Source organism: Leucogemmata humicola, from assembly GCF_055379415.1.
In genome coordinates, this window is record NZ_AP040875.1 from 5,142,009 (window position 1) to 5,168,284 (window position 26,276).

The window sequence follows — 26,276 nt, forward strand, 5'->3', positions numbered from 1 at the left end:
GGGTGTCCTGGCTGGCGGTGAAAATGGTGCGAGCGATCGTGCAACAGAGTTAACCTGGCGGCTGCTCTGTACAAGCAACCTTTTGTTGCATATGCTGTTAGGACTGTGAGACTGTAAATCGCTGGTTTGTCATTTAGTCAATCCTTGTAAATGACTGGACCAAAACTCGACCCGCCGCGCCTCGGATCGCGCCTACGCGCCCTACGCGCCTCACACGGCCTCTCTCAAAAACAGCTCGCCGAACGACTCGGCGTCTCCGCCAGCTACCTCAACCTCATCGAGCACGACCGGCGCCCGCTCACGGCCGACCTGCTCCTCCGCCTGGCCCGGACGCTCGATACCGACCTCCGCGCCTTTGGCTCGGAAGACGGTCAACTCGCCGCCGAGCTCTGTGAGGTCCTTAGCGACCCAGTATTCGAGTCGCACCCGCTCACCGCGCCCGACATTCGCGCTGCCGTCGGCTCACATCCGGACTTCGCGCGCGCATTTCGCCATCTGCACGAACGCTTCGTCGAAGCCCGCGAATCGCTCGACGCGCTCGGCGCACAGCTGCTCGATGCGCAAGCCGAATGGGGCGGAAGCGATCGCACGCGTCTCGCGTCGGAACAGGTCTCCGACTTTATCGAGCGCCACGCCAACTACTTCCCGGCGCTCGAAGCAGAAGCCGAGCGCGTTCGTCAGGACGGGCGTATCGACGACGCGGATCTCTACGGCCAACTCTCGCGATATCTCGCGCGCACGCATGGCGTGACGGTGCGCATTCGGACCGTCGAAGAGATGGGGCGCGCCGTTCGTCGGTATGACGCCGACAAGCACGAGCTGAATCTCTCGGAGATCCTTCGCCGCGGATCGCGCAATTTTCAGCTCGCGGTGCAAACCGGCTTGCTCGACTGCGCCGATACGCTCGACCAACTCACGCGCGACGCGGCGCTCACGTCGGACTCCGCGCGCTCGCTCGGTCGCGTCGCGCTCGCGAGCTACTTCGCCGGCGCGGTGCTCATGCCCTACGCAAAATTTCTCGCATCGGCAGAGCAGGAGCGGTACGACATCGAGCTGCTCGGCCATCGCTTTCGCGTCGGGTGGGAACAGACGTGTCATCGTTTGACGACGCTGCGTCGCCCAGGAGCCGAAGGCGTATCGTTCTACCTGCTGCGCGTCGACATGGCGGGAAACATCTCGAAGCGCTTCAGCGCCGCGGGCATTCGTTTTCCGCGCTTTAGCGGATTGTGCACACTATGGAATGTGCACGGTGCGTTCGCGCAACCAGGCCGAGTGCGCGTGCAGCTCTCGCAGCTGCCCGACGGTCAGACGGTTCTCGCGGTAGCACGCACCGTTCGCCGCGACGTGGGATCATACGCGAGTCCGGAGGTTCTTTACTCTGTGGGTATTGGATGCTCGGCGGCCGAGGCGCGGCGACTCGTGTATGCCGACGCGATCAATCTCGAGACGCGCGCGGCCGCGGTGCCGATCGGTATTACGTGTCGCTTGTGCGAGCGATCCGATTGTACGGCGCGAGCGTTTCCATCAATTCGAACGCCGTTGGCGATTGATGAGAACACTCGTGGCGTGTCGTTCTTCGCGCCGGTGAGCCAGCGATCGACCTAGCGATTTGGCGGCCGGTTCACCGAGAAGTTGAATACGTCCGGACGATGGTAGTGGCCCGTGACGTCGAGCGTCATCCGTTCTTCTCGCACGCGGTCGAGGTCGAGATCCGCGTAGAGAATCGCCGGCTCGTCGAACACAGGACCGGCGAGGTACGCGCCATTCGGCGCGATGATCGCACTGCCGCCGCGCATGATCCACTGATCGTCGCTCGATACGCGGGCGGGATGCGCCGGCAATTCAGGCGGCAACGCCGACGCGTGCATCACGCTTCCAGCGGCGAGCACGAAGCATCGCCCCTCGAACGCATATTGTCTGCTCGCGATCTGATGCATCTCGTGCACCGTTGGCCACAGCGCGACGTGCACCTCTTCGCCCGACTCGTGCATCGCCTGGCGAGCGAGTGGCATCCAGTGCTCCCAGCAGACGAGCGACCCAATCTTTCCAAAAGGCGCGTCGACGGAGCGAAGGCCGGCGCCGTCACCCTGGCCCCACACCATTCGCTCCGTGTACGTCGGCACGAGTTTGCGATGGTGATTGAGTAGCGATCCGTCGGGCCCAAAGGTGAGGATCGAATTGTAGAGCGTTCCCTGCCCCGGACCTTCGGCGATTCGCTCGATGATGCCGATTACCAACGTCACGCCGTGGTCTCTCGCCATCGTCGCCAGATGTTCGGTTGCCGCACTCGGGACGACCACACTCTCGCTCGCCATCTTGCGATACACCGCTTTCACCGGACCGTGATCCCACAGCGCGACGTCGGCGGACACGTCGAGCCAGATCGGATAGCCAGGCAGCCACGTTTCCGGAAACGCAATCAACGTCGCGTCATTCTCCGCACACTCGGCGATTAGATAACTCGCATGATGCAGGCCATGTGCGAGGCTGGTGGGCGTTTCAGCCTGGATGACGGCGGCGCGAATGATTGACATACTGAAAGCTATGCGGGCGGGCGATCGAGATGCACGACGCCAATCTCGGCGGCGCCGGGACCAGATTCGGTGAACACCTCCGACGCGCGGCCCGTTTCACGACTGTATTCGGCCGCAATCTCGCGGATGGCTGCCTCCGCGTCGACCGTGCCGAGGATTGCCACAGTTCCGCCACTCCCGCCGCCGGTGATCTTCGCGCCAAACAATCCGCGGGCCGGTCCGGCGCGCATCACCAGCTCGACGAGTCGATCGGTGGCAGTACTGCCAAGACCGCACGCGCCGTAGCTCGCATGCGAGCCGAGCATGAGCTGGCCGAGTTCGAGCGCGACACTCGGCGTGCGACTGAGATCGTCGAGGAGCGCCGCGAAGCGCTCGACACGCGCCTGTTCGTGAATCGGATGCGCGGTTGCCTGACGCACTGGATAGTCGTGCCGCGGGTCGACGCGCGTGACCGAGTCGGTCGTGCCGGCGTACCGCGCGAGAAAGTCAGCACCGGTCATACGCACCGGCAACGTCTGCTCGAAGCGCGTCGCGAATTCTTCAGGCGACAGGTTGGCGAGATAGCCGCGCCACACCGGATCGTCGATCACCAGGCTTTCGCCCGCGAGATGCGCGTCGAGTCCGGCCGCTTCGGCGATCATGCGATAACCCATGAAGGCCGCGGTCCGTACAGTACCGTAGTCAGCGCCAGTCACTGCGTGCCGAACACCGGAATCGATTCCGTAGAATCGATAGCCCTGCGGGATCGACACGTATCCTTCGATTGTTGCGGGCTGGCAGCGGAGACGAAGCAGTCGATCGCGTTGCCCGCACGCACTCGTCATCTGATCCATGATGCCGCACGGCGCACCGACAACGTGATTCTCGACCCACTGACAAGCTGTCGCGATTTCATGCGGCGTGAGGGCGAGGCCGTAGCTCGCTGCGACTGCAGCCATGGTCGCCACTTCGAGCGCGGCCGACGAACTCACGCCCTTCCCCTCTGGCACCGTCGAATCGATGAGAAGGCGCAGGCCGTGAATTGAATCAGCGGCGGCGCGAAAGAGGCAGTACTGCACGACGCCGATGACATACGCGGCCCATCGATCGTTCGATCGGCCGACGAACCACTGCGCAAGCGCGTCAGGAGTGCGGAGTGCGCCCGAGAGCAATTCGTCGAGATCGATGCTGAACTCCGCCCACTCGTTCCCGCGACGCGACGCGATGTCGCACCGGTGTTGCGACTGTCGCTGCAGCACAACTGACGTCGCGCGTGCCAGCGGTAGCTGCAACACAACCGCACCACTGTAGTCGGCAATTCCGCCCATCACGTCGAGGCGACCCGGTGCGCGGCTCACCAGCACCGGCTGATCGTGGTCCAGAAAGCGTTGCACCGTTTCCTAGATCCGATTCGACAGCACGGACAATAGTCCGCGCTTTCGGAGCGCCGACGTCAGCGCCGGTTCCACGCTCGAGCGAATCTCTGCGTTCGCGTATCCCGCCCATGACACGTCTGACTCGACGTCGAGTGGCGCGTCGAGCGGTCCACCCAGTGCATTCGTGAGGATCACACCTAATTCTTCGGCAATGAGCGCGGTGCTGACATCGTAAGGATGACAGGTCAACGGAGCCGGCAGCCCACGTTGCGCGTGAATCGGCAACATCAGCGGACGAATGTCGGCGATGAAGCGATCGCGGCCGGCCATCAGTTCGTAGAACTGACCGCCCGTCGAGAGATATTGATCCTCGAAACACGCCGCCTTCTTCGCGACAGCTGGCCCGAGCACTTCGCTGATCACCTCGTCGTCGATGGCGGCGAGTACATCGCGAACGCCAGGAAAGAATCGACTCACGCTGGCAAAGCCATGCGCGAGCGTTGTCGCACGCGACGGCACGAGAGCGAGTGTTTCACGCGCGCCAGTGAGGCGGTTGATGCGCGCGGCGTGCGCGCCCTTCCCTCGCTCGGCCCACAGCTGATCGCAGAGGTGCTGCTTGAGCACCGGAATCTCAGTCTGCACCGCGAGAACAACGTCGCGAAGCCGCGTTGCGTCGCCACGATTCGGCGCCACGCCTGTGAGCACCCACGCACTGCGCTTTTGGTACATGATCTCGCGCGTGCCGTCGATCGGATCGACGATGATCCGCCATTTACAGTCGGCCTCCGAAGCGCCTTCGGGAAGTACGAGCACCTGCTCGGACAATCCTTCCGCGATCAGGCAGAGCGGCTCTTCACGTGCGACCTCGGCCAATCCTTCGACGAGAATCGATTCGCTCACTCGATCGACGCGATAGATCGTGTCGCTCGGCTCTTCCGCGTCGACCGTCGCCAATTCCTCGGTCGCCTGGCGCTCGCACGCAGCAACGACCGAATCGCGAATGCGATCGTGGAGTGCGAGGATCGGCTCGAGGAGTTTGGTGACGTCAGACATTGCCGCTGCCGTGCTTGTAGTGCGTGCTCGAGACCGCGCGCAACTCGGCTGCTTTTTCCTCTGGCGCGGTATCGTTGAGAAAATTTCCCGCGCCAACTTCCGGCCCGGCGAGGTACTTCAGCAACCCCGGCTTTCGCAGCGGTGGAAGAATCTGAATATGAAAATGAAAACCAGGCGCCGCTTCCTGCGTCGGTGCTTGGTGAAGCACCATTACATACGGCAAAGGCATTCGCCACAAATTCTCGAGGCGCACGAGCGTCTCGCCCAGCACCTCGGAGAAATCAGCGAGCTCGGCATCGTCGAGATCGGCTATACTCGCGCGCGTGGCGCGCGGCGCGACGTACGTCTCGTAGGGATAGCGCGCGAAATACGGAATAAACGAGAGCGCACGATCGCGCGAGACCAGCAAGCGCCGGCCATCCTTCTCCTCGGCCGCGATGATGTCGTGAAAGAGCGGACGCCCGTGCTCGGCCAGATGCTCCGCAGACGCCTGCGCTTCGATCTCCATGGTCTTGAAGACGAAGTTCGTGGCGTAGATCTGACAGTGCGGATGCGGGTTGCTGACGCCGACGACTTCGCCTTTGTTCTCGAACATCAGAATGCTGCGAACCTCAGGACGCGTCGCGAGGTCGCGGTATTCTCGCTGGAGCGTATGTAACAGTTCGGTAATACGCGCGGGCGGAAGCTCGGCGAGCGTCAAATCGTGGCGAGGCGTGAAGCACACGACGCGCGACATGCCCGACGCCGGACGGTTCCGATAGATGCCAACCGGAGTTTCCAACTCCTGCGGAGCACCGGGACCAACACTCGGGTGATCGTTATCGAACACGAACACGCCCGAGTAGTCGTCGTTGCGTCGCCCCGAGACGCGAGGATTCCCCGGACAGAGGTAGCAGGTGGGATCGTACTCGGGCAGGGTGCGCCCGGCGTCGGCAACGGTCGCGCCGGACCACGGTCGATTGTTGCGGTGCGACGAGATCACGACCCACTCGCGACGGAGCGGATGCCAACGTTCTTCCCATGCCATGGGCGAAAGCTATCCGAGATCGCCGATGATGCTACGTTTCCCAGCGACGAGAATAGGAGAAGAGGCCGTGGAGTATCGGGAACTCGGGCGCACCGGGTGGCGCATTTCGACGATCAGCTTTGGCGCATGGGCGATCGGCGGCGACGCATGGGGCAAGACGGACGACGAGGAGTCCATGCAGTCGCTGCACCGAGCGGCGGACCTCGGCGTCAACTTCATCGACACCGCCGATGTCTATGGCGACGGGCATTCCGAGCGACTCGTCGCGCGCTTTCGACGCGAGCGATCGGAGCCGATCATCGTCGCGACCAAAGCCGGCAGGCGCCTCAATCCGCACGTCGCGGGCGGCTACAACCGCGCCAACCTCACCGCATTTGTGGAGCGCAGCCTCGTGAACCTCGACACCGAGGCGCTCGACCTGCTGCAGCTCCACTGCCCGCCGTCGCCGGTCTACGAGACGCCCGACGTATTCGGCATTCTCGATGACCTGCAGCAGGCGGGCAAGATTCGGCACTATGGCGTGAGCGTGGAACGCGCTCAGGAAGCATTCCTCGCCGCCGAGTATCCGAACGTGCAGTCGGTTCAGATCATCTTCAACATTCTGCGGACCAAGCCAGAGCAGTTCTTTCCGATCGCGCGTGCGAAGCGCATCGGTATTCTGGCACGGGTACCGCTCGCGAGCGGTCTACTCACCGGAAAGCTGCGCTCAGACTCGCAATTCTCCGATACGGACCACCGTAAATACAACCGGCACGGCGAGTCGTTCGACGTCGGCGAAACGTTTTCCGGCGTCGACTACGACACCGGACTGCGAGCGGTCGACGAGCTGCGCGATGTCGTGCCGGCTGGAATGACGATGGCGCAAGCAGCGTTGCGTTGGACATTGATGTTCCCCGAGGTCACCGCTGCAATTCCCGGCGCGCGCAATCCGCAGCAAGCGGAGGACAACGCGCGCGCCGCCGATCTTCCGCCGCTCTCAGACGCGTTCATGTCGCGCGCGAGCGACATCTATGACAGCCACGTCCGGGCACTCGTCCATGACCGCTGGTAAGACATCGACTGCCGCGCCCGTTCGCTGGGGAATTCTTGGCGCGGCAAACATCGCCGTGAACAAAGTCATTCCCGCGATGGCCGGCAGTGACCGCTCGCAGGTCGTTGCCATAGCATCGCGGAACCTCGCGAAAGCGCGTGAAGCCGCGGAGAAGCTAGCCATTCCCCGTTCGTACGGATCGTACGAAGAGTTGATCGATGATCCGGACGTCGAAGCGATCTACAATCCGCTGCCGAATCATCTTCACGTTCCGTGGTCGATTCGCGCTGCGGAAGCCGGTAAGCACGTCCTGTGCGAAAAGCCGATTGCTCTCACGGCCAAGGAAGCGCGACAACTCCGCGACGTTCGCGATCGCACCGGCGTTCAGATCGCCGAGGCGTTCATGGTGCGCACGCATCCGCAGTGGGCTGGCGTTCACCGGCTCGTTGCGGACGGCCGAATCGGCGAACTGAAATTGATCGTCGGCCATTTCAGCTATTATCGCCGAGACGAGAACGATGTGCGTAGTCGCGTGGAGTGGGGCGGCGGCGCACTGCTCGACATTGGTTGCTATCCGATCACGCTGTCGCGCTGGCTGTTCGGCATCGAACCCGAAGTGGTTGTCGGACAGATCGAGCGCGATCCCGACATGAAGGTCGATCGGCTCGTGTCGGCGCTGATGCGTTTCCCGAATGGCCAGGCGTCGTTCACGTGTGCGGGCCAACTCGTGCCGTACCAGCGAATGAACATTTTTGGAACGCGCGGACGGATCGACGTCGAGATTCCCTTCAACTCTCCGAGCGATCGACCGGCCCGCATTTTTGTCGACGACGGCGGCCAATTCGCTGGTGGCAATGCCGAGATGATCGAGTTTCCAGCGGTCGATCAATACACACTTCAGGCCGATCGGTTTTCAGACGCGGTGCGCGGAATCGGAAAAGTGCCCGTTCCGCTCGAGGATTCGATCGCGAACATGGCCGTCATCGACGCCATCTTCAAATCATCCGACAGCAGAAAGTGGGAGGCGCCCGCGTCACTCTGAGCGTGTCACTCCACGCTGTTCTCGAGCACGCCAATCGAGCCAATCTCGATTCGCACGTTGTCGCCCGACCGTAGGGTGAAATCGTCGGGCGGTACGACGCCGGTTCCGGTGAGTAACACACATCCGGTCGGAAAGCTCGTCTCGCGATAAAGAAAGCCAACGAGCTCACTCGGCGTGCGGCGCATTTGTGAGACGGTCGTTGCGCCTTCAAATACGATCGAACCGTGGCGACGAATCTCGATGCCGATCGTCGTCTCGCTCGACAACGGACCTTCGGCGACCAGCATGCTCGGCCCGAGTGCGCACGATCCGTCGTAGGTCTTCGCCTGCGGCAGGTAGAGCGGATTCTCTCCTTCGATGTCGCGCGAGCTCATGTCGTTGCCAATCGTGTAACCAACGACCTCCGCGCGCGCGTTGATGCAGAGTGCGAGTTCGGGTTCGGGAACACTCCACGTTGCGTCGCGCCGAATGCGCACTGGTGCCTCAGGGCCGCGCACGCGCCACGGCGCTGCCTTGAAAAACAGCTCCGGACGCTCGGCTTCATACACACGATCGTAGAAACTTCCGCCGCCAGCGCTCTTCGACTCCTCGATTCGCGCAGTTCGGCTGCGCCAATACGTCACGCCCGCCGCCCAAACTTCCTGACTCCCAATTGGCGCGAGAATTCTACCGCTGATCGCCGAACTGCCGGCGCGTGACAGCATCGCGCGCAGATGGCTCACGAGGTCGTCGTGATTGATCAGCGTATCCCAATCATCGTTGAGCGAGTGGAAGACGCCGTCGGCATCAAGCACGACCTCGCTCGCAGTTCGAATGAGACGCATTGTCATGCTTTGACCTGGTTGGCCTCGAGTGAAGCGACGCCGGCGTCGAGCGCAGCAATGATTTGATCGACATCGTACACACAGCCACCCCACGTTCCTCCGCTCGCGCGCTGCAGCGCCGCCCAGAGACGCGTGTCATCGGGAAGCGCGGCATTCGGCGCCAAGGCTGGAGCCAGAGCACGAGACTCGAGCAACTCTGCACCAGTTGCTCTGTCGACTCGCGCACCGTCCGCCTCGACGAGATCGATCGAGCCATTGAGCGCCTGCCGATCAATCACGATCTCGATGATGTCGCCATCGCGCACACGACCGATCGGACCGCCTTGCAACGCCTCTGGTCCGACGTGCCCGACGCATGCACCGGTAGAAATTCCGGAGAAGCGCCCGTCGGTGAGTAGCGCGACGTGCTTGCCCCACGGCAGATACCTGAGCGCCGTGGTGATCTGCGCGGTCTCCTGCATTCCAGTTCCGGTTGGCCCATTTCCGATCAGCACGATGACGTCGCCCGCGTTGACGGCCGGCGTTGTTGCGTCGCCGCCTTTCACGGCCCGAATAGCGTCGCGCTCGTCGACGAACACTCGCGCCGGCCCGCGATGACGATACACGCCGTCGTCGCCGACAACGCTCGGGTCGATTGCGGTCGCTTTGATCACCGAGCCTTCTGGGGCCAAGTTGCCCGTCGGGAATACCACGGTGCTCGTGAGACCGGCTTTGCGCGCGGCGCCCGGACTAATGATCACATCGTCAGGCGAGATCGTACCCGCGCCGAGTCGTTTGCGAGACGCCTCGCGGCGCTCGCTCTGCTCCCACCAGTCGAGCGACGCGTTCAGTGTATCGCCTGTCGCGGTGAGCACGTCGCCATTCAACAAGCCCATTCGCCGGAGATGTAGCATGACCTCAGGAACGCCGCCTGCCATGAACACCTGCACCGTCGGATGTCCTTTTGGTCCGTTCGGCAGCGCGTCGACGAGACGCGGCGTGGCGCGATTGATTCTGTTCCAGTCTTCAACCGTTGGTGCGCGCAAACCAGCGGCTCGCGCGATGGCCGGAATGTGCAAGAGCAGGTTCGTCGATCCGCCGAACGCAGCGTGCACGAGCATCGCATTCTCGATCGCCTGATCGGTGACGATGTCGCCGATAGTATACTCTAAAGCCTTGAGTCGCGTGAGGGCGATGGCGGACCGCGAGGCGAGCTCCAGCCACACGGGTTCACCGGATGGCGCGAGCGCGCTGTGCGGCAGTGCGAGTCCCAATGCTTCCGCGACTACTTGCGATGTAGCGGCAGTGCCGAGGAACTGACATCCACCGCCCGACGATCCGCAGGCACGACAACCCATCTCCGCAGCATAGTCGAGACTGATCAGATCGCGCGCGAAGCGAGCGCCGAGGCTTTGAATCTGGCCGGCGTCTTCTGCGCCAATCACAGGGAGTGTCACACCACCCGGCACGACGACGCCCGGAAGATGTTTGACACCCGCGAGCGCCATCATAGTCGCGGGGAGTCCCTTGTCGCAACTCGCGATACCAAGCACACCGCTCGCCGTCGGCAGCGATCGTATCAGCCGACGCATGACGATCGCCGCATCGTTGCGATAGGCGAGACTGTCGAACATCCCAGTCGTGCCCTGTGTCCGTCCGTCGCACGGATCGCTGCAATACGCCGCAAAGGGAATGGCTCCGGAGGAGCGCAGCGTCTCGGCCGCGCGACGCACGAGCAATCCGATTTCCCAGTGGCCCGTGTGATAGCCGAGCGCGATCGGAGTTCCGTCGGCATCGCGAAGGCCACCGAGCGTGCTGACAATGACGAATTGATCGCCGCCGAGGTGGTCGGGCGTCCAACCCATACCAACGTTCTGCGTCAGACCAAACAGATCGCCACTCGGCGACTCGCGTAGCATCTCGGGCGTGAGCGGCAGACGACCGCTCGGACCTGCGCCAGAGATACGACTCACGGCGATGCTCTGCGCTGAGCCGAGGACGGAATCGATCGAGGGAATGATTCGAACGTCGCTCATCTTGTGAACCTCACCATCACTTGAGCGGAAAGACAACAGCGAGCACCAGCGTCACGATCATCGATGTGGTACCGACGATCGCCGACAGCGGCGTCCATGACTTGAGCGTCTCGACTTCGGTCACACCACCGATCTTGCTGAACACCCAGAAGCCGGCGTCGTTCATCCACGAGCCGACGAGAGACCCCGCCGAGATCGCGGTGCCGAGGTACACGGTGTGAAACGGAAGGCTGATTCCTTTGACCATCGCTGCCATCATGCCCGCTGCCGTGATCATCGCGACGGTACTCGATCCCTGCGCAACCTTGATCACGATGGTGATCACGAAGGCGAGAAAGAGAAACGTGAATCCAGAACCGCGAGAGCTGTCGCCGAAGATGCCTTGAATCGCCGGGCCGAGTTGCGCGGCCTGCAGCATCGCGCCGAAGGCGCCACCTGCCGCGATGATGAGAATCACGACACCGGCACCCATGAGCGACGTCTCGACCATCGCCGACATCTCGGCGCGATTCGGCTTGCGCTGTCTCGCGTAAAGAATCATCGCGACGATGGCCGAGATGAGCAGGGCGAGGTTCGGATTGCCGATGATCGCCGTGATTGGGCGAAGCGCGGTCCACAGTGCAGCGTGCGACGAATCCCATGTGCGAAGCGCGTCCACGATTGTGTTCATCGCGATCAACAACACTGGCAGGACAACCGGAATCAACGCGAGAATCAACGGCGGTGGCGCGACCGCGCCCGGCTGTTCGATCTCGACGCCAGGACGCGGGCGCATCGGAATCGGCATCCGAAAGTCGGTCCAGCGAGCGAACTGAAATCCGACGAGCGCCGCGGGAATCGACACCGCGACGCCCATGAGAATCATCACGCCGAGATCGATGCCGAGTGTGTCGGCGATGGCGAGCGGTCCGGGGTGCGGCGGCACGAGCGTGTGCGTCGAGATTCCGCTCGCTGACATCACGAGCAGGTATTTCAGATAGTTGCGATTCGTGCGTCCGTACATCGAGCGCGCGAGCGGTGCGAGCAAGAAGAAGACAGTGTCGAAGAAAACGGGGAGCGATAAGACAAAGGCCGTCGCTGCCAGCGCGACGGCCGCTCGCTTTTCGCCGAGCAGCGACAGAAAGCCTTTGACGATTCGATCAGCGGCGCCACTCTCCGTCATCGCGTTTCCGATGATGGCGGCGAGCGCGATGACGATGCCAATGCTTCCCGCGGTGCGGCCAAACCCCTCGGCCACGCGCGTGATTTTCGTCGCGGGATCACCCGGGAGCGAGCAGGCTCACGAGAATCGCCGCGCCGATCAGCGCGAGAAATGCGTTCAGTCGCAGAACGATGATGGCGCCGAGAATGGCCGCCATGCCGACCAGCAGGATGAGGATTGGGTTCATCGGGGCCGGGTCGTGAATTCTTTTGACAAGGTGACCAGATGAGTGCAGGCTTTTGCTCTGAAAAGCAACCCGTTCGGTGTCAAAAATCGTTGGAGTGCAGGCCACGATGAAAAGGGGGAACGACAGACGGATTGAGCGAATTTCGCGAATTGGGCGGATACGACGAGACAACGAGGGCTAGGCGGCTTCTCGCGCGAAGACTCGTCCGCGAAATTCGCGAAATTCGTCTCATCCGTGTTGCAGTCTCACTCGGTCATTGTGGCCAGCCAATCAGCACGACGCCCTCTCCACCGCCTGCAACTCCCCATGTCAGTCAGAACCCCTCGGCTACGATTTGCCGTCGTCGGCATCAACCATTCGCACATCTATGGAATGGTGGACGCCGTATTACGCGGCGGCGGTGAGCTCGCGACAGTGTTCGCCAAGGAGCCTGAGCTCCTCGCCGAGTTCTCGAAGACGTATCCGCACGCGAGCGTTGCACGGGATGAGCGCGCCGTGCTCGAGGATCCGTCGATTCAGCTCGTGCTGTCGTCGATCGTTCCGAACCAGCGCGCAGCACTCGGAATTCGCGCCATGGAGCACGGCAAGGACTTCATGGCCGACAAGCCTGGCGTCACCACGCTCGAGCAGCTCGACGAAGTACGACGCGTGCAGGCGGCGACGAAGCGCATCTATTCGATCGTTTACAGCGAACGCGTCGAGAACGCAGCGACGGTGAAAGCCGCAGACCTCGTGAAGGCTGGCGCGATCGGTCGCGTCGTGCAGACCATCGGCCTCGGACCACATCGCATTAGTCCGCCCGAGCGTGCGCCGTGGTTCTGGGACCCGGCGCAGCACGGCGGAATTCTCTGCGACATCGCATCGCACCAGTTCGATCAGTTCCTGTACTTCACCGGCTCGATGCAGGGCTCAATCGTTTCATCGCAGGTTGCCAACTACGCACATCCCGATCATCCGGCCTTTCAGGATTTTGGCGACGCGGTTGTTCGCGGCAACGGTGGTACGGGCTACATCCGCGTTGACTGGTTCACACCGGCCGGCCTCCCGACGTGGGGCGACACGCGCCTCACGGTCATCGGCACGAACGGCTACATCGAAGTTCGCAAGAATGTCGACATCGCCGGTCGCGAAGGCGCGAACCATCTCTTTCTCGTCGACGCCAAGGGCGTGCAGTATGTCGACTGCTCCAAGGTCGAGCTGCCGTTCGGACGTCAGCTCGTCGACGATGTGCTCAATCGCACCGAGACTGCTATGACGCAAGCGCACTGCTTCCTCGCAACAGAGCTCGCACTCCGCGCGCAAAAGCAGGCGCACCGCGTGACTACAACGGCGCGCCCAGGTACGACGCCAACCTGAGTAGATCGGCGAATGCGCCCGCGGCGGTAACTTCGCGTCCAGCACCGGGCCCCTGCACCACGAGGGGATTCTCGCGGTATCGGCTCGTTCGAAACAGTACGATGTTGTCGGTCAGCTGAATTCGTGCGAACGGATGTGTCGTCGCGTACGCATGTAGACCTACGCTCGCCTTTCCAGTCCTATCAACTCGGCCGACAAAGCGCAGGACCTCCCCACGCGTCGCGGCGTCGCGACGCAACGCCTCCATCTCGGCGTCATGATTCGGCAACGCGGCCAGAAATTCGTCCACAGATCCGCCCTGTAACACGACAGGCACGAGGCTGCGGACGTCGACGTCAGACAGCTCGAGCGACATTCCCATTTCGCGCGCGAGGATGACAACCTTTCGACCCACGTCCGTGCCCGAGAGATCGTCGCGCGGATCGGGCTCGGTGTATCCCAGCTCGCGTGCCTGCACCACAAGCTCCGAGAACGATCGGCTTCCGTCGAAGCTGTTGAACAGATACGACAGCGTGCCGGACAGAATCCCTTCGATCTCGTAGATCTCGTCGCCCGTCTGCACGAGATCACGCAACGTCTGCACGATTGGCAACGCTGCGCCAACAGTCGTCTCGTACAGATAGTGCGCGCCCACAGCACGATTCGCCTGACGCAAGCGACGATAGTACTCGAGCGGTCCCGTGTTCGCGCGCTTGTTTGGCGTGATCACGTGGATGCCGCGCTCGAGCCACGTGCTGTACAGCTTCGCGACGTCGTCGCTCGCGGTACAGTCGATCAGCACGGCGTGCGGCAGATGATCAGCATGCACGTGCATCGCCAGTCGAGCCAGATCGACCGGCTCGCCGTGCGCCTTGAGATCATCGCGCCAGTTCTCGAGATCGATCGGTTGATCCGAGAGCAGCATCGAACGCGACGTGGCGATCGCACGCACTCTGAGGTCGACGTCGAAGTCGTCCTTCAGCCGCTTGGCCTCGTGCGCGAGTTGGCGCAACAGCGTCGCACCGACGTTTCCCGCGCCAACAAGCCCGATCGACAACGTTTGATCGGAGAGATAGAACCCCGCGTGCGCGGCGCGCAGCGCTCGTTGCGTGTCCGCTTCATCGACGATCACCGAGATGTTGCGCTCCGACGCGCCCTGCGCGATCGCACGCAAACTAACGCCCGCCTTTCCCAGCGCGCTGAAGAATCTCGCCGCAATACCTGGACGCCCCGCCATGCCATCGCCAACGACTGCCAAGATGCTGCACCCGGTCGTCACGTCGACGCGCTGGATCTGTCCATGATGTCGCTCGGCGAAGAACGCGCGCTCCACGGCTTCACGCGCACGCTCGGCAACCGCCGACGGCACGGCGAAGCAAATCGAGTGCTCCGAGCTTCCCTGCGAAATCATCACCACCGAGATGCCCTCGTCGCGCAACGCACCGAACAGCCGGTGCGCTGTGCCAGGCACGCCGATCATGCCCGTGCCTTCGAGGTTGAGCAGCGCGATCGACTCGACCGTCGCCAATCCCTTTACCGGAAACGCCGATGACGAGACCGCGTGAATACGCGTGCCTTCCAGCGCCGGCTTGAAGGTGTTGCGAATGAAAATCGGCAGCGCGCGTTCGACTGCCGGCGCCATCGTGCTCGGATGAATCACCTTCGCACCGAAGTACGCGAGCTCCATCGCCTCGTCGTACGACAGTGCGTCGAGCGTCACGGCTTCCGAAACGAACCGGGGATTGGCGCTCATCACGCCATCCACGTCCGTCCAGATGTGAATCTCTTCCGCATCGAGCAACGCCGCAAAGATCGACGCGCTGAAATCGCTGCCGTTCCGCCCGAGCGTTGCCGCGACACCTTCGGGAGTGGATGCGACGAAGCCGGTGATGACCAGCGTTTCCGGTAGCGACTCACGTCGCGCAACCCATTCATCCGTACGCTGACGCGACGCGTGCCACGACACATCGGCCGCAGTCTCTGTGCGCGTGACGGTGAGCACGTCGCGCGCATCCAGCCAAGCAACGTCGTTCCCCGCTCCCGCAATCACAGCCGACAGAATCTGCGCCGACCACACTTCGCCGTAACCGGAAACCAACTCCAGCGTGTCGCGCGAATAGCCATGAAGGAGCACGGCCGCGCGAAGCACATCCAGCAGATCGCCGACATCTCGATCGACAGTTTCAACGAGAGCCGCGGCCGTTTCCCCCGACATTAGCTCTCCAATCGTCGCATGATGTCGCGCACGAACCGCCTCGATGGCGTCGAGGTAGGCCGGATCGCGCGCGCCGGCAAGATGGACGGCACGGACGAGCGAGTCCGTGACACCGCCCATAGCCGACACGACAACGAAGCGCTGCGACTCCGGCCGCGCCGCGATGATCTCGGCGACGCCACGGATTCGCGCCGCGTTCGCGAGGCTCGTGCCGCCGAACTTGTGAACGACGCGCTCTGGAACCTTCGACGTTGGCGTCAACTCAGCGCGGCGCCCGAGGAATCAACCCGTCGCGCATCGCGGCATTGTAGGCGAACGTCGCGAAAACGATCGCGGCCTGCTTCACGTCATCTGGCTGCGTGCGCTCCATCGTATCCATGTTCGTGTGATGAATCCGCACGTCGTAGTACGCATACTCCTGAACCGGATTGAACCCCGGAATCCCCTCGGCGATGAAGCTCAGGTGGTCGGTGTTGCCAATGCCCGCCGCAATGTTCTTACGGAAGCTGAGGTCCTTGAACGGTTCCATCCAGGAGTCGAAGATCGCTCGCGCTGCGTCGTTCCCTTCCGTATAGAAGCCATAGATTGGACCGTAGCCCGGGTCGATGTTGAGATACATCGACATCTTCTCGCGCGCCGCTTTGTTCGCGTCGCCTGACAGGTGCTGCGCGACCCACGCTTTGGAGCCGTAGAGACCTTCTTCTTCGCCGCCCCACAGCGCAAAGCGAATGGTGCGACGCGGCTGCGCACCAACTGCCTTGAGAATGCGCGCGGCTTCGAGCACCGTCGCGGCGCCATCGGCGTTGTCCGTGGCTCCAGTCGCGGCGTGCCACGAATCGAGATGTCCGCCGAGCATCACGACCTCGTCCTTCAGCTTGGGGTCGGTGCCTGGGATCTCGGCGATGATGTTGTAGCCGAGCGTGTCCTGGGTGAAGTACCGGCCCTGGACGTTCACGCGAACCTTGACGGGAACGTGGTCTTCGAGAAGTCGAATGAGATTATTGTAGTGCTCTCCGGCAACGACGATCGTGGGCACGGCATTGGCACCAGCGTCGCGCGTCTGGAGGAAGATCGTTCCGTGTTCGCCCCGACTCGGCTTGAGCACCGCACCAACACCGACGTCGTGCAGCAGCTTGGCAATCCGCTGTGCCTCGCTCGGACCGCCGCGCGGCGTGCGGCTCGCCTGAACCGGCGCAGCCGGCGGCGGCGCATTCGGAGCTGTTGGGTTGACGCGATCTTCGCGAATGAACGTCGTCATTAACGGCTGCGTCATCACGATCGCGCCCTTCAGCCGATCGCGCATCTTCTCGAGCGAGTCGGCGGAGATTCCGGCGATGAACAGCGGCGTTCCTACAATTTCGCCCTTCGTAGACTCCGACCACGCATCCGGATAGCCGATCATCGGCGCGAAGCGCGGCTCCGTCATCTCGAGCGTGAACTTCTGCAGCTCCCATCCGCGGCCGAACGGCCACGTCTCGAAGTGTGTGTCGCGCAGGCCCCAAGCGGTGAAGTGGTCGCGCGCCCACGTCGCGGCGCGCATGTACGCGGGCGACGCCGTGAGCCGCGGACCGATCACCGTCGAGAGGCTGTCGACCATCGCCCAGGCGTGCGACCGATTGAGGCCTTCGTCGCGGATCTTCGCAACCATCGCGCGATCGAATGGTTCCTGCGCGGCGAGCGTGGGCGCGAAGGCGCTGGTGAGCGCAGCGAGACGAATGAATCGACGAAACATTGGCAGATCGGGGCGACGGGCGAGTGGACGAACGCTATCAATGGATGTTATCCGTCAACGGGTCTGCCCGTCCACCCGTAAGCCTGCAATGTCCTACGCCGACTTCGTCGCTTTCCGACGTTCTCTTCCGCGCACACCTGCGCTCCACCGGCAGACCGTGCGCGCTCGCGGCGTCGACTTCGCCGTGTTTTCCAGCCCGCCTGTGGGTAACGGGCCGCCGCTGATGTGCGTGAACGGCGGAATGCTCTACGACCATTCCATGCTCTGGCCGGCCCTGTCGCCGTTGGCCGAGCGACGCCAGGTCATTCTGTATGATCAGCGCGGTCGGGGAAAATCGTCGGTGCCGGCCCAGCCTGCCGACACCACGATCGAGGACGACGCCGCCGACATCGGCGCCCTCCGGCGCGCGCTCGGCATTCGGACCTGGGACATCCTCGGCCATTCGTGGGGCGGCGGAATCTCCATGCTCGCCACTGCCGCTGACTCCGGTGGCGTTCGCCGGCTCGCGCTGGTCGATCCCGTGTGGTCGACCAGCGCGTGGATGGCACCGTTGCGACAGAGGGTGCTGGCGCGATTGCACGGCGCAGAGCACGACGCCGTCGCGCAGATCTCAGAAGAATCGCTCGGCAATCCCGACCCTGTGCTCCACAGCACATATAGCCGAGCGGTGTATCCGGCGTGGTTCGCCGATCGCGAGATGGCGAGCCATTTCACACCGCCACATTCGACAAGTGTGACCGGCGCCGCAGTACTCGCGCGACTACGACGCGATGGCTACGACTGGACGTCTCGTCTGCGTTCCCTTTCGACGCCGACGATCGTCATTCATGGCGAACAGGACGCGTTGCCTCTAGCGAAAGTCGGCGACGATTCCTATATACGCAGCGCTCGTGTCGTTGAAGTTCCCGCCTCGGGGCACATGCCCTTCTGGGAAGCGCCAGAACGCTTCTTCGCACTGATCGAATCCTTCCTGTAAGTCCCCTGCTGTCCTAGTCGTACACATTCTCCTCCCTCCTGCCCGTCTCCCACGGGCATTCGGTCAAGAATGAAGCGAGCAGCATTCTCCCTCCTGTCGCTCGCCGTCGGGATGATTCCCGTCGGCCTGGCGCATCGAACACACCGTCCGGTTCCGGTCGCGCCTCCCGCGGTCGTGGAACGGACGCCGTCTGTCGATAGCGGCGAAACGCGGCACACGAGCATCGCGAGCGGCTCGATCAGCGACGTCGTCCCAGAGAACGTTCCGGTGCTCGATACGCGCGACGACGAACGAGAAGCAGCACGACGCCGTTTGCGCGACGGCTCGGCGGGCACCTACATCAACGACATTCTGATCGAGCGCGACTCGTCCGTCGCGCGCTGGCCAGACCGAAAGCGACAGCCGCTCACGGTCTGGATTCAGCCAAAGTCCCAGGTGACTGATTTTACGCCCGGTCTAGTGTCGCGCGTGCAGCAGGCGTTCGAAGAGTGGGGCGCGCTGAATCTCCCCGTCCGCTTCCGCTTCGTCGGTGACTCGGCCAAGGCGGAAGTGCACGTGACCTGGATCGATCACTTCACACAGCCGATCAGCGGTCGTACACGCTGGTCGCGCGACGACGATTGGTTGATCACCGACGCGAACATCATTCTCGCGGTGCATCACTCGCAGGGCGACGTGCTCGACGAAGAGTCGATGGGCGCCATGGCGCTGCATGAAGTCGGACATCTCCTCGGACTCGATCACACGCGCGATGCCACGAGCATCATGGCTCCGATGGTTCGCGCTCGGCAGCTGACCGAAGCCGATCGAGCCACCGTGCGTCTCGTGTACGCTCTGCCCGCGGGCCCGCTCCGCTAGCACTTCCTCCTTTCGAGGAAGATCAACATGCGCCGCACTGACACCCTCCTCGTGGTCGTCGTCGGCGCATTTGCCGTTTTTGTGGCCCGACAGGTCACGAGTACGCGCAGCGCACTGGCAAAGTCGCAGGCGGAACGCGTTCGACAACAAGCGGCAGCGCTCCCCGTCAAACCGGCGCCGACAAATCCGGCGGTGCAGCCGCGTGCGGTCATCGCGACTCGGACAGATTCCGCGCCCGCTCCGACTCCGGTGTCGACACCTGCGTCGAATGGGCGCGACCCGCGACGCGACGTCGCCGGCACGTACTTCTCCGAGATGGTGACTGACCTCAAGGGCCAGTTGGTTCGCTGGCCCGATCGGCGCGAGCAGGGCCTTCGCATTTGGGTCCAGTCGAATAGCACTGTTCGCGACTGGAATCTTCGCTACGCGCAGATGGCGCGCGACGCGTTCGACGACTGGGGAGCCGACGGTCTTCCGCTGCGTTTCGATTTCATTCTCGATTCAGCGAGTGCGGACATCCGCATCATGTGGAACGAACAGTTCTCCGCGGAACTCGGCCAGCGCGTCGCGAATACGCTGCGCACCAGTAATCAGAGCGGCTGGCTAACCTCCGCGCAGATTCTCGTCGCCATTCACGACAGCACGGGTCGCGCAATTCCGCCGATCGGTCTCGCCGGAATCGTTCGACACGAGGCCGGCCATGCACTCGGACTCGGCCACTCCACCGACCCGCGCACCAAGATGTTCCCGACCGAAATGGTTCCGGACATCACGCGCGCCGATCGGGCGACGCTCAAGCTGCTGTACGACTTCCCGCCGGGAACTGTCCGATAGCGCTTGACTCGGCTGACATCGAGGCCGGGACGCAAAGGACTGGGGACACGAATAACACGAATCAAACCGAATCGAACCGTGTGCATCCACGGTGCGTCGTCGCATCAATGCCCTCGGTTCGATTGTCTTTTCACTCGTCGCATTCGTGACCCAAGCAGTTGCCGCGGCTCAAGCGAAGCCGCCTGAGGCGACAAAGACTCCAAACCGGCCGAATACCCACCTCAGGCAGGGAATCGTTCTTGCTTTTTCTCTGGCCATGCCGGATTCGACCGAGAATAGACACTTCGAGATCGCGATCGTTGGGGGAGGCCCAGCGGGGCTGAGCGCCGCGGTCTGGTCTGGGCGATACCTGCACTCCGTCACGCTGCTCGACAGCGGCGACCCGCGCAATTGGGAAACGCGCAAAGTGAATGGCTATCTCGGCCTCGACAGCGTCACGCCATCGGAATTGCGGTCGCGTGGGCGACACACCTGTCGGTCGCTCGGCGTAGACGTTCGCGACGCGGTCGTGCTGCGCGTCGAACTGCAGGACGACGACGCGTTTCGACTGTGCTTGCAAGGCGGCGATCGCGTTACCGCCGATCGAGTGCTTCTCGCGATCGGCCTTCGCGATCTCTGGCCCGACGTCCCGGGACTCGAGAACGTCTACGGCGCAAACGCACACGTCTGCCCCGACTGCGACGGCTTCGATTGTCAGGGCAAGAAGGTCGTGGTCATTGGCAACGGGCGACGCGCCGTGGGCATGGCGCTCAACCTCACCACGTGGACGCGCGACGTCATCATCTGCACGAATGGCCGTCCGGCGGATCTCGACGAGCAGGAGTACTGCGACAAGCTCGACGCGCTGAACATTCCAGTGCTCACTGATCCGATCACGCGCGTGTGCGACGACGGGCGCACCATTCACTGCCTGATGTTCGAGAACGGCATGCAGCTCGACGCCGACAAGGTGTTCTTCGCGATCGGCCAGTATCCCGCCGACGACCTTGGCTCACAGCTCGGCTGCGATCGCGACGACGAAGGCCATATCATCGTCGACGCGCGCGGACAAACGTCCGTAGAAAACGTGTTTGCCGCGGGCGACATCACGCCTGGGCCTCAGCTAGCAATCGTGGCGGCCGCCAGTGGGGCGACCGCCGCGTTGGCGATGCACAAGTCGTTGGTACCCGAGGAGCGAAGGCTCGCCCCTCTCATTCACGCTACCAGCTTACGGTGATCGCGCGGCGCTTCTTTGCGCGCATGACCTCGAACGTCACCGAGCGATTGTCGGCCAGTTTCACCGTAGCAGTCTGAAATTCACCGAGTGTCGTGATCGGCTGACCAGCCACCGCAACGATCACGTCGCCCGGGTGAAGGCCGGCGCGGTCAGCGGCAGTCGCTTCCGCCACCGCTTTCACCAACACGCCCGGTTGCAGATTGAGCGACTTCGCCAGCACCGGCTCGAGCGTCTCCATACTCGCGCCGAACATGACACTGGTCGTGAACGTGAACGTGCCGCCACGCGCACCGAAACCACCGCCACCCTGCTGTCCGTTCACGATCACCGGCGCGGCGCCTCGCGCTCCAAATCCACCGGCGCTCGCCCGAACTTCACCGCGCGGAACCACGTACACGCGATCGGTGCGATCGGGAAAAGCCTGATCGTCGGGATCGCGCTGCCGGAAGAACACCGTCATTGGCGTCCTGGCCACGGTCACCTGATAGTCCTTGTTCTCACCGGCACGTCGCACCGTAATCCCGAGCTTCCGATCGGGCAGCAGCATCTGATTCAGATTCAGCGTGCGACCAACGACATCCACGCCGTCGTACGCAATCAACGAATCGCCAGCGATGATTCCGGCCAACTGTGCAGGAGAATCGCGATCGACGGACACGATTGCCGGATGCGAGAAGTACCGTAGGAAGTGGCCGGCAGGAGTGATCTCCTCTGTCAGCGGCGCATCCCCAGTCATGATCCCCAACCAACCCTTGGCGTGCATCAGATCGAACGGAGCCTGCCCGTCCTGGCCCTGAATGATGATCCGCGCCCCGCTGCGCCCGCCGCCCATCGGCATAGCCATCATCAAGGCGTCGAGCTCCTGACGCAACTTGATGCTGCTCTCCGACATCATTGGTTGTCCTTCGATGGCGCGCATCAGCACTCTGATCGAATCCATGCGCACGCGCATCGACCCGTCGATGACACGCACGATCGTATCGCCGCGCATGCGCATGCTTGCCGGCGGCGCACCTCCACCCGACGCCTGCGCGCCAGCCGGCAATACGACCCCGATCGTCAGAAGCGCGACTGCTCCGCCGCGCGAGAGAATGCGGTCCATCGACAGAACCCTCATTAGTAACTCGTCATTTTCATACTGGCCGGCAGCGCGGTGTTGAGCTGCCGAATCGTCGCCTCACGCTGACCCAGCGTCGTGAGGTAATAGCCGTTGATCACCGGATCGTACGGCGCCGCATCGAGCGCTTCGCCCATCACGTCGCGCGCACGATCGAGCGCGGCGAGCCGAGTGCGCATGGCCGACGGACTGTCGATGACGTGACCGACCGTGTCGTTCTGCGCGAGGAATGCGGTGGCCGTCTGATACATCGCTTGCGAACGGACCTGGGCGGCGCGTGCGTCATCCACCGACGCGAAGCTGGGGGTGGAATCCGGCGACGCAACGGCCGGCGTCGCAGCGGCCTGCGTTCGGAACGGCAGCAGCGGAGCGCCCACCGTACGACGACCAGCCATCATCCCGCCCGCCACGAGCAGCACAGCCGCAGCGGCCTGCAACCACGGACGCCTGACCGAATGCGCTCGGAACGGTGATCCGCGGCCGCGATCAATCACGCCATCGGCGACCAGGATCGGACGGAGCGACTCCCACGACGTGAGCGGCGAGCCGATCGCCGCCGAAGTATTCGCGGCCAACTCGACGAGATTCCGATGCGCCGCTCGCTCGCTCGCACAGTCCGCGCACGTCGACAGGTGCGCCAGCTCGGCCGGAGTGGGCGCTTCGTCGACCAGAGCCGCCAGTCGTTCAGAAGGCAGGTGCGACATGTTCGGTATCCTTGCGTGGTAATCGGACATCGGTGACATCTACCAAATGCGCGAGCAGCTTCCGCAACTTCGCGCGTGCTTTGAAAAGTTGAGACTTCGACCCGCCCGTCGTTATCCCCAGCTCGTCGGCGATCTCTTCGTGCGTGTATCCTTCGACGTCGTGCAACATGAAAACGGCCCGTGCTCCTGGCGACAGCTTCGCGGCAGCTTCATCAATTGATTGCGCCATGAAGGTCCTTTCGTGATCCGGTTCAACCGACGCGCTGTCTTCCTGCACCTCGGTCTCGATGTTCGCCAGCCGCCTCGTCTTTCTGAGCGCGTTCAGCGTACGGTTCACCGCAATCCGATGCGCCCACGTGCTGAACTGCGAGTCGCCGCGGTAACTGGGCAGCGCTCGGAAGATCTGGATCCAGACTTCCTGGGCGATATCGGCAGCCACGTCCGGATCTCCCCCAACCAACCGGCGCACGACCATATCGATGTGCGGAGCGTGCCGAGTCCAGAGGGACCGGAGCGCCCGCTCATCGCCGGCTAGGGCGCGACGGATGAGAGCGGAGTCAGTTTCCATGTTCAGCCAATTGGTCACGACGCTACCACAAATGGTTTACAGCGCGCCAGACTCGACGCCAGTAAACAGGTAGAATGACCCTAAAGTCCCAATTTGAGAGCGTTGCACGCCCGCCACAGTCGCGCGGGCCGCGTCGTACGATCGCACAAGTCCAAGTCCCACAGTTACATCGCTGCCTCTTGCTCGTCTCCGACACAGGGCCCATTTTGTTGCCAGCGCCGGAACATCGACGCCGCTGTGACGTATGGCACTACTGGCGGACCGCGTTCCCGGTTCCTGCCGCCAGCCGATACTCAAAGGTAGGCGCACGTCATGTGCGTTTGCCGAGTTGGAAAGAGTTCGTTGTTCCCTCCTTCCGGTAAGCATCAGTGCTGTCTCTGCTGATCTACACGTTTGCGCTCGTCATGTCCGGCGGCGGTCTTCCTGTGAAGACCCCTACAGCCGTGGGTATGTCCAGCGAACGTCTCGCCAAAATCGACCACGTCGTTGAGCGTGGTATCTCGGCGGGCGGCTACCCGGGCGCGTCTGTCGTCGTCGGTCGTCGCGGCGCCGCCGTTTGGGAAAAGGGCTTCGGACGCGTCAGCTGGGACAAGAACAGCTCGACCGTCACGGCTGAGAACACCATCTACGATCTCGCTTCGCTGACCAAGGTCGTCGGAACCACGACGGCCCTCATGGTCCTGTACGACGAAGGCAAGATTCGACTCGACGATCCGGTCTCGCAGTACGTGCCCGCTTTCTCCGGCGGCAGCAAGGATCGCGTTACGCTCCGCATGCTTCTCGAGCATCGCTCGGGACTCCCGGCTGGCCGCGACCTCTGGCGCATTGCTCATACGCCCGAAGAAGCCCGCGCCGCCGTCATCGCAACACCACTCGGCGCTGAGCCTGGCCAGTACTACGAATACTCCGACCTCGGCGCCGACATGCTCGGCTTCGTCGTCGAGGCAGCGTCGGGCGAACCGCTCGACAAGTTCCTCCAAGAGCGCGTGTGGACCCCACTCGGAATGAACGACACGTTCTTCCGTCCGGCCGATTCACTTCGCACCCGCATTGCTCCGACCGAAATCGCCCCGCCGCGCGGCTACCCGCTCCGCGGCGAGGTGCACGACGAGAACGCCTACGCGCTCGGCGGCGTGGCGGGTCACGCTGGCCTGTTCAGCACCGCGGCCGATCTGTCGGTATTCGCGCAGATGATGCTCAACGGCGGTGAATACGGCGGCACGCGTATCATCGCCGACTCGACCATCGCGCTGTTCAGCAAGCGCGCTGCGGGCACCCGCGCCCTCGGCTGGGACACCTGCGGCGGCTCTGGAAGCTGCGGCAAGTACCTCGGCGAAGATGCCTACGGCCACACCGGCTTTACGGGCACGTCGCTCTGGATCGATCCTGACCGCGACATGTTCGTGGTGCTGCTCACGAACCGCGTGCACGACGCTCGGGCGAAGCGTCCGGCCAAGGTCATTGCCGACGTTCGCGCCGACCTCGCGGACGCTGCAGCCCTCGCCGTGACCGACTACGCCGACGGCCCGATGGTGATGCCGGCGGCGTTCCGCGCCGATCAGGCGGTCGACTGGAACAAGCCGGTCCGCAAGCCGCGCCGGTACGTCGCCTCGAAGCGCAGCGGCTCGAGCAAGGCCAAGGCGACCGCCAGCTCCTCGCGCTCTTCGGCGAGTGGCAAGAAGGCTGTCGCATCGAAGTCGCCTTCGAGCTCCAAGGCCAGTGCGAGCTCCAAGAGCGCATCGAGCTCAAAGGCTACTGCGAGCAAGCGCGCGTCGACCAAGAAGAAAGCCCCAGGCTGATTTCGCCTCAGCTTGCTCCGCTCTGACCAGCGGTTGATCTTGCGGTCATGAGCGATCCAACACGCCCCGACGACGACGCCACCGGGGCCGCCGAACCAGCACCAAACTCCGACGCCGCGACTGTCGCGCCCTCAGCGGGCGACGGTACGCCGCCATCGAGCGATCAGGTCAGACTCGCCCTTCGCAAGGTGAAGGATCCTGAGCTCAACCTGAACATCGTCGACCTGGGACTCATCTACGAGATCACGGTCGAAGGCGGCGACGTGTCGATCGACATGACCCTCACGTCGCCCGGCTGCCCCGCTGGTCCACAGATCATGGGCGACATCGAGCGCGCCGTGAAAGCCCTCGGCGGCGTTACGAACGTGAAGCTCAATCTCGTGTGGGAGCCGTTTTGGTCGCCCGATAAAATCGAGCCCCGGGTTCGAGCGTATATGGGCTTGTAGGCTGTTGGTCGGAACGACGGAGAGAGACAGAGGGGCCGGTGTCCTTCGCGCGACCTGGGCAATACTGCCGATACAGCCGGCAGTATTGCCGCTGGCCCGCGCTGCGGACACCGGCCCCTCTGTCTCTCGCGTGTGAAGTCGAACAGTGCGAGCCGCTGAGCGCGCGCACCCGAAGCTCGGCACGGGCGCGCACTAAACGGCGCGACAC

23 protein-coding genes are annotated in these 26,276 nt (G+C 63.2%); 10 read left to right on the forward strand and 13 right to left on the reverse strand.

Going from position 1 to position 26,276, the window contains the following annotated elements; genetic code table 11:
• Nucleotides 1-150: 150 nt before the first annotated feature.
• Nucleotides 151-1,605 (forward strand): helix-turn-helix domain-containing protein, encoded by a 1,455-nt coding sequence (locus AC6H4Z_RS22135; protein WP_497544144.1) that lies wholly within the window; start codon nt 151-153, stop codon nt 1,603-1,605.
• On the opposite strand, the gene AC6H4Z_RS22140 is transcribed toward AC6H4Z_RS22135, so the two are convergent.
• From AC6H4Z_RS22140 to galT, 4 genes are read right to left on the reverse strand one after another with little or no spacing between them, the layout of a single operon-like run.
• Complete coding sequence (locus tag AC6H4Z_RS22140; RefSeq protein ID WP_497544145.1) at nt 1,602-2,534, reverse strand: carbon-nitrogen hydrolase family protein; 933 nt, start codon at nt 2,532-2,534, stop codon at nt 1,602-1,604. The genes AC6H4Z_RS22135 and AC6H4Z_RS22140 overlap by 4 nt on opposite strands.
• Before the next feature lie 8 nt (nt 2,535-2,542).
• Nucleotides 2,543-3,907, reverse strand: coding sequence for a galactokinase (locus AC6H4Z_RS22145; protein WP_497544146.1), 1,365 nt, complete (start codon nt 3,905-3,907; stop codon nt 2,543-2,545).
• A 6-nt stretch (nt 3,908-3,913) separates the two neighbouring features.
• Nucleotides 3,914-4,942: an inositol monophosphatase family protein gene (locus tag AC6H4Z_RS22150; protein ID WP_497544147.1), complete on the reverse strand. Its 1,029-nt coding sequence runs from the start codon at nt 4,940-4,942 to the stop codon at nt 3,914-3,916.
• Nucleotides 4,935-5,969 (reverse strand): galactose-1-phosphate uridylyltransferase, encoded by a 1,035-nt coding sequence (gene galT / locus AC6H4Z_RS22155; RefSeq protein WP_497544148.1) that lies wholly within the window; start codon nt 5,967-5,969, stop codon nt 4,935-4,937. Before galT ends, AC6H4Z_RS22150 begins: the two co-directional genes overlap by 8 nt.
• 67 nt (nt 5,970-6,036) lie before the next feature.
• On the opposite strand from galT, the gene AC6H4Z_RS22160 reads away from it, so the two are divergent.
• Complete coding sequence (locus tag AC6H4Z_RS22160; RefSeq protein WP_497547076.1) at nt 6,037-7,020, forward strand: aldo/keto reductase; 984 nt, start codon at nt 6,037-6,039, stop codon at nt 7,018-7,020.
• Complete coding sequence (locus AC6H4Z_RS22165; RefSeq protein ID WP_497544149.1) at nt 6,980-8,041, forward strand: Gfo/Idh/MocA family protein; 1,062 nt, start codon at nt 6,980-6,982, stop codon at nt 8,039-8,041. Before AC6H4Z_RS22160 ends, AC6H4Z_RS22165 begins: the two co-directional genes overlap by 41 nt.
• 5 nt (nt 8,042-8,046) lie before the next feature.
• Here AC6H4Z_RS22165 and AC6H4Z_RS22170 read toward each other — a convergent pair whose 3' ends face one another.
• Genes AC6H4Z_RS22170 through AC6H4Z_RS22185 form a run of 4 tightly spaced genes read right to left on the reverse strand, consistent with a single transcriptional unit; the run spans nt 8,047 to nt 12,268 of the window.
• The gene (locus AC6H4Z_RS22170; RefSeq protein ID WP_497544150.1) at nt 8,047-8,865 is read right to left on the reverse strand and encodes a fumarylacetoacetate hydrolase family protein; all 819 of its coding nucleotides are present in this window, start codon (nt 8,863-8,865) and stop codon (nt 8,047-8,049) included.
• 2 nt (nt 8,866-8,867) lie between these two features.
• Nucleotides 8,868-10,880, reverse strand: a complete 2,013-nt coding sequence (locus tag AC6H4Z_RS22175; protein ID WP_497544151.1) for a YjhG/YagF family D-xylonate dehydratase — start codon at nt 10,878-10,880, stop codon at nt 8,868-8,870.
• Nucleotides 10,881-10,896: 16 nt separating this feature from the next.
• Nucleotides 10,897-12,117 carry a GntP family permease gene (locus AC6H4Z_RS22180; protein WP_497544152.1) on the reverse strand — a complete coding sequence of 407 codons (1,221 nt, stop codon included), beginning with the start codon at nt 12,115-12,117 and terminating at the stop codon, nt 10,897-10,899.
• Nucleotides 12,118-12,139: 22 nt separating this feature from the next.
• Nucleotides 12,140-12,268, reverse strand: a complete 129-nt coding sequence (locus tag AC6H4Z_RS22185; protein ID WP_497544153.1) for a hypothetical protein — start codon at nt 12,266-12,268, stop codon at nt 12,140-12,142.
• Between the two features lie 306 nt (nt 12,269-12,574).
• Between AC6H4Z_RS22185 and AC6H4Z_RS22190 the strand changes: the two genes are divergently transcribed.
• Nucleotides 12,575-13,624, forward strand: coding sequence for a Gfo/Idh/MocA family protein (locus tag AC6H4Z_RS22190; protein WP_497544154.1), 1,050 nt, complete (start codon nt 12,575-12,577; stop codon nt 13,622-13,624).
• Here the strand turns inward: AC6H4Z_RS22190 and thrA are convergent.
• On the reverse strand, nt 13,590-16,079 hold the full coding sequence (gene thrA / locus AC6H4Z_RS22195) for a bifunctional aspartate kinase/homoserine dehydrogenase I (protein ID WP_497544155.1): 2,490 nt from the start codon (nt 16,077-16,079) through the stop codon (nt 13,590-13,592). The genes AC6H4Z_RS22190 and thrA overlap by 35 nt on opposite strands.
• Nucleotide 16,080: 1 nt before the next feature.
• Nucleotides 16,081-17,550 carry a M20/M25/M40 family metallo-hydrolase gene (locus AC6H4Z_RS22200; protein ID WP_497544156.1) on the reverse strand — a complete coding sequence of 490 codons (1,470 nt, stop codon included), beginning with the start codon at nt 17,548-17,550 and terminating at the stop codon, nt 16,081-16,083.
• 88 nt (nt 17,551-17,638) lie between these two features.
• Here AC6H4Z_RS22200 and AC6H4Z_RS22205 point away from each other — a divergent pair, with 88 nt between their 5' ends.
• From AC6H4Z_RS22205 to AC6H4Z_RS22220, 4 genes are all read left to right on the forward strand, one after another.
• On the forward strand, nt 17,639-18,526 hold the full coding sequence (locus tag AC6H4Z_RS22205) for an alpha/beta fold hydrolase (protein WP_497544157.1): 888 nt from the start codon (nt 17,639-17,641) through the stop codon (nt 18,524-18,526).
• A 69-nt stretch (nt 18,527-18,595) separates the two neighbouring features.
• Nucleotides 18,596-19,384, forward strand: a complete 789-nt coding sequence (locus AC6H4Z_RS22210; protein ID WP_497544158.1) for a matrixin family metalloprotease — start codon at nt 18,596-18,598, stop codon at nt 19,382-19,384.
• Nucleotides 19,385-19,411: 27 nt separating this feature from the next.
• On the forward strand, nt 19,412-20,218 hold the full coding sequence (locus AC6H4Z_RS22215) for a matrixin family metalloprotease (protein ID WP_497544159.1): 807 nt from the start codon (nt 19,412-19,414) through the stop codon (nt 20,216-20,218).
• 91 nt (nt 20,219-20,309) lie between these two features.
• Nucleotides 20,310-21,434, forward strand: a complete 1,125-nt coding sequence (locus tag AC6H4Z_RS22220) for an NAD(P)/FAD-dependent oxidoreductase (protein WP_497544160.1) — start codon at nt 20,310-20,312, stop codon at nt 21,432-21,434.
• Here AC6H4Z_RS22220 and AC6H4Z_RS22225 read toward each other — a convergent pair.
• Genes AC6H4Z_RS22225 through AC6H4Z_RS22235 form a run of 3 tightly spaced genes read right to left on the reverse strand, consistent with a single transcriptional unit; the run spans nt 21,418 to nt 23,823 of the window.
• Nucleotides 21,418-22,551 carry a PDZ domain-containing protein gene (locus AC6H4Z_RS22225; protein ID WP_497544161.1) on the reverse strand — a complete coding sequence of 378 codons (1,134 nt, stop codon included), beginning with the start codon at nt 22,549-22,551 and terminating at the stop codon, nt 21,418-21,420. The genes AC6H4Z_RS22220 and AC6H4Z_RS22225 overlap by 17 nt on opposite strands.
• Nucleotides 22,551-23,255: a hypothetical protein gene (locus AC6H4Z_RS22230; RefSeq protein WP_497544162.1), complete on the reverse strand. Its 705-nt coding sequence runs from the start codon at nt 23,253-23,255 to the stop codon at nt 22,551-22,553. The genes AC6H4Z_RS22225 and AC6H4Z_RS22230 overlap by 1 nt, the downstream gene beginning before the upstream one ends.
• Nucleotides 23,236-23,823, reverse strand: coding sequence for an RNA polymerase sigma factor (locus AC6H4Z_RS22235; RefSeq protein WP_497547077.1), 588 nt, complete (start codon nt 23,821-23,823; stop codon nt 23,236-23,238). Before AC6H4Z_RS22235 ends, AC6H4Z_RS22230 begins: the two co-directional genes overlap by 20 nt.
• A gap of 368 nt (nt 23,824-24,191) precedes the next feature.
• Here AC6H4Z_RS22235 and AC6H4Z_RS22240 point away from each other — a divergent pair, with 368 nt between their 5' ends.
• Entirely contained in the window at nt 24,192-25,622 is a 1,431-nt protein-coding gene (locus tag AC6H4Z_RS22240; protein ID WP_497544163.1) for a serine hydrolase domain-containing protein, read from the forward strand.
• A gap of 47 nt (nt 25,623-25,669) precedes the next feature.
• Nucleotides 25,670-26,068: a metal-sulfur cluster assembly factor gene (locus AC6H4Z_RS22245; protein WP_497544164.1), complete on the forward strand. Its 399-nt coding sequence runs from the start codon at nt 25,670-25,672 to the stop codon at nt 26,066-26,068.
• The last annotated feature ends 208 nt before the right edge of the window (nt 26,069-26,276 follow it).

Coding starts and splice junctions, on each gene's coding strand:
- AC6H4Z_RS22135 (WP_497544144.1), top strand. CDS start 151: ATGACTGGACCAAAACTCGACCCGCCGCGCCTCGGATCGCGCCTACGC.
- AC6H4Z_RS22140 (WP_497544145.1), bottom strand. CDS start 2,534: ATGTCAATCATTCGCGCCGCCGTCATCCAGGCTGAAACGCCCACCAGC.
- AC6H4Z_RS22150 (WP_497544147.1), bottom strand. CDS start 4,942: ATGTCTGACGTCACCAAACTCCTCGAGCCGATCCTCGCACTCCACGAT.
- galT (WP_497544148.1), bottom strand. CDS start 5,969: ATGGCATGGGAAGAACGTTGGCATCCGCTCCGTCGCGAGTGGGTCGTG.
- AC6H4Z_RS22165 (WP_497544149.1), top strand. CDS start 6,980: ATGACAGCCACGTCCGGGCACTCGTCCATGACCGCTGGTAAGACATCG.
- AC6H4Z_RS22170 (WP_497544150.1), bottom strand. CDS start 8,865: ATGCGTCTCATTCGAACTGCGAGCGAGGTCGTGCTTGATGCCGACGGC.
- AC6H4Z_RS22175 (WP_497544151.1), bottom strand. CDS start 10,880: ATGAGCGACGTTCGAATCATTCCCTCGATCGATTCCGTCCTCGGCTCA.
- AC6H4Z_RS22185 (WP_497544153.1), bottom strand. CDS start 12,268: ATGAACCCAATCCTCATCCTGCTGGTCGGCATGGCGGCCATTCTCGGC.
- AC6H4Z_RS22190 (WP_497544154.1), top strand. CDS start 12,575: ATGTCAGTCAGAACCCCTCGGCTACGATTTGCCGTCGTCGGCATCAAC.
- AC6H4Z_RS22200 (WP_497544156.1), bottom strand. CDS start 17,550: ATGTTTCGTCGATTCATTCGTCTCGCTGCGCTCACCAGCGCCTTCGCG.
- AC6H4Z_RS22205 (WP_497544157.1), top strand. CDS start 17,639: ATGTCCTACGCCGACTTCGTCGCTTTCCGACGTTCTCTTCCGCGCACA.
- AC6H4Z_RS22210 (WP_497544158.1), top strand. CDS start 18,596: ATGAAGCGAGCAGCATTCTCCCTCCTGTCGCTCGCCGTCGGGATGATT.
- AC6H4Z_RS22215 (WP_497544159.1), top strand. CDS start 19,412: ATGCGCCGCACTGACACCCTCCTCGTGGTCGTCGTCGGCGCATTTGCC.
- AC6H4Z_RS22225 (WP_497544161.1), bottom strand. CDS start 22,551: ATGAGGGTTCTGTCGATGGACCGCATTCTCTCGCGCGGCGGAGCAGTC.
- AC6H4Z_RS22230 (WP_497544162.1), bottom strand. CDS start 23,255: ATGTCGCACCTGCCTTCTGAACGACTGGCGGCTCTGGTCGACGAAGCG.
- AC6H4Z_RS22235 (WP_497547077.1), bottom strand. CDS start 23,823: ATGGAAACTGACTCCGCTCTCATCCGTCGCGCCCTAGCCGGCGATGAG.
- AC6H4Z_RS22245 (WP_497544164.1), top strand. CDS start 25,670: ATGAGCGATCCAACACGCCCCGACGACGACGCCACCGGGGCCGCCGAA.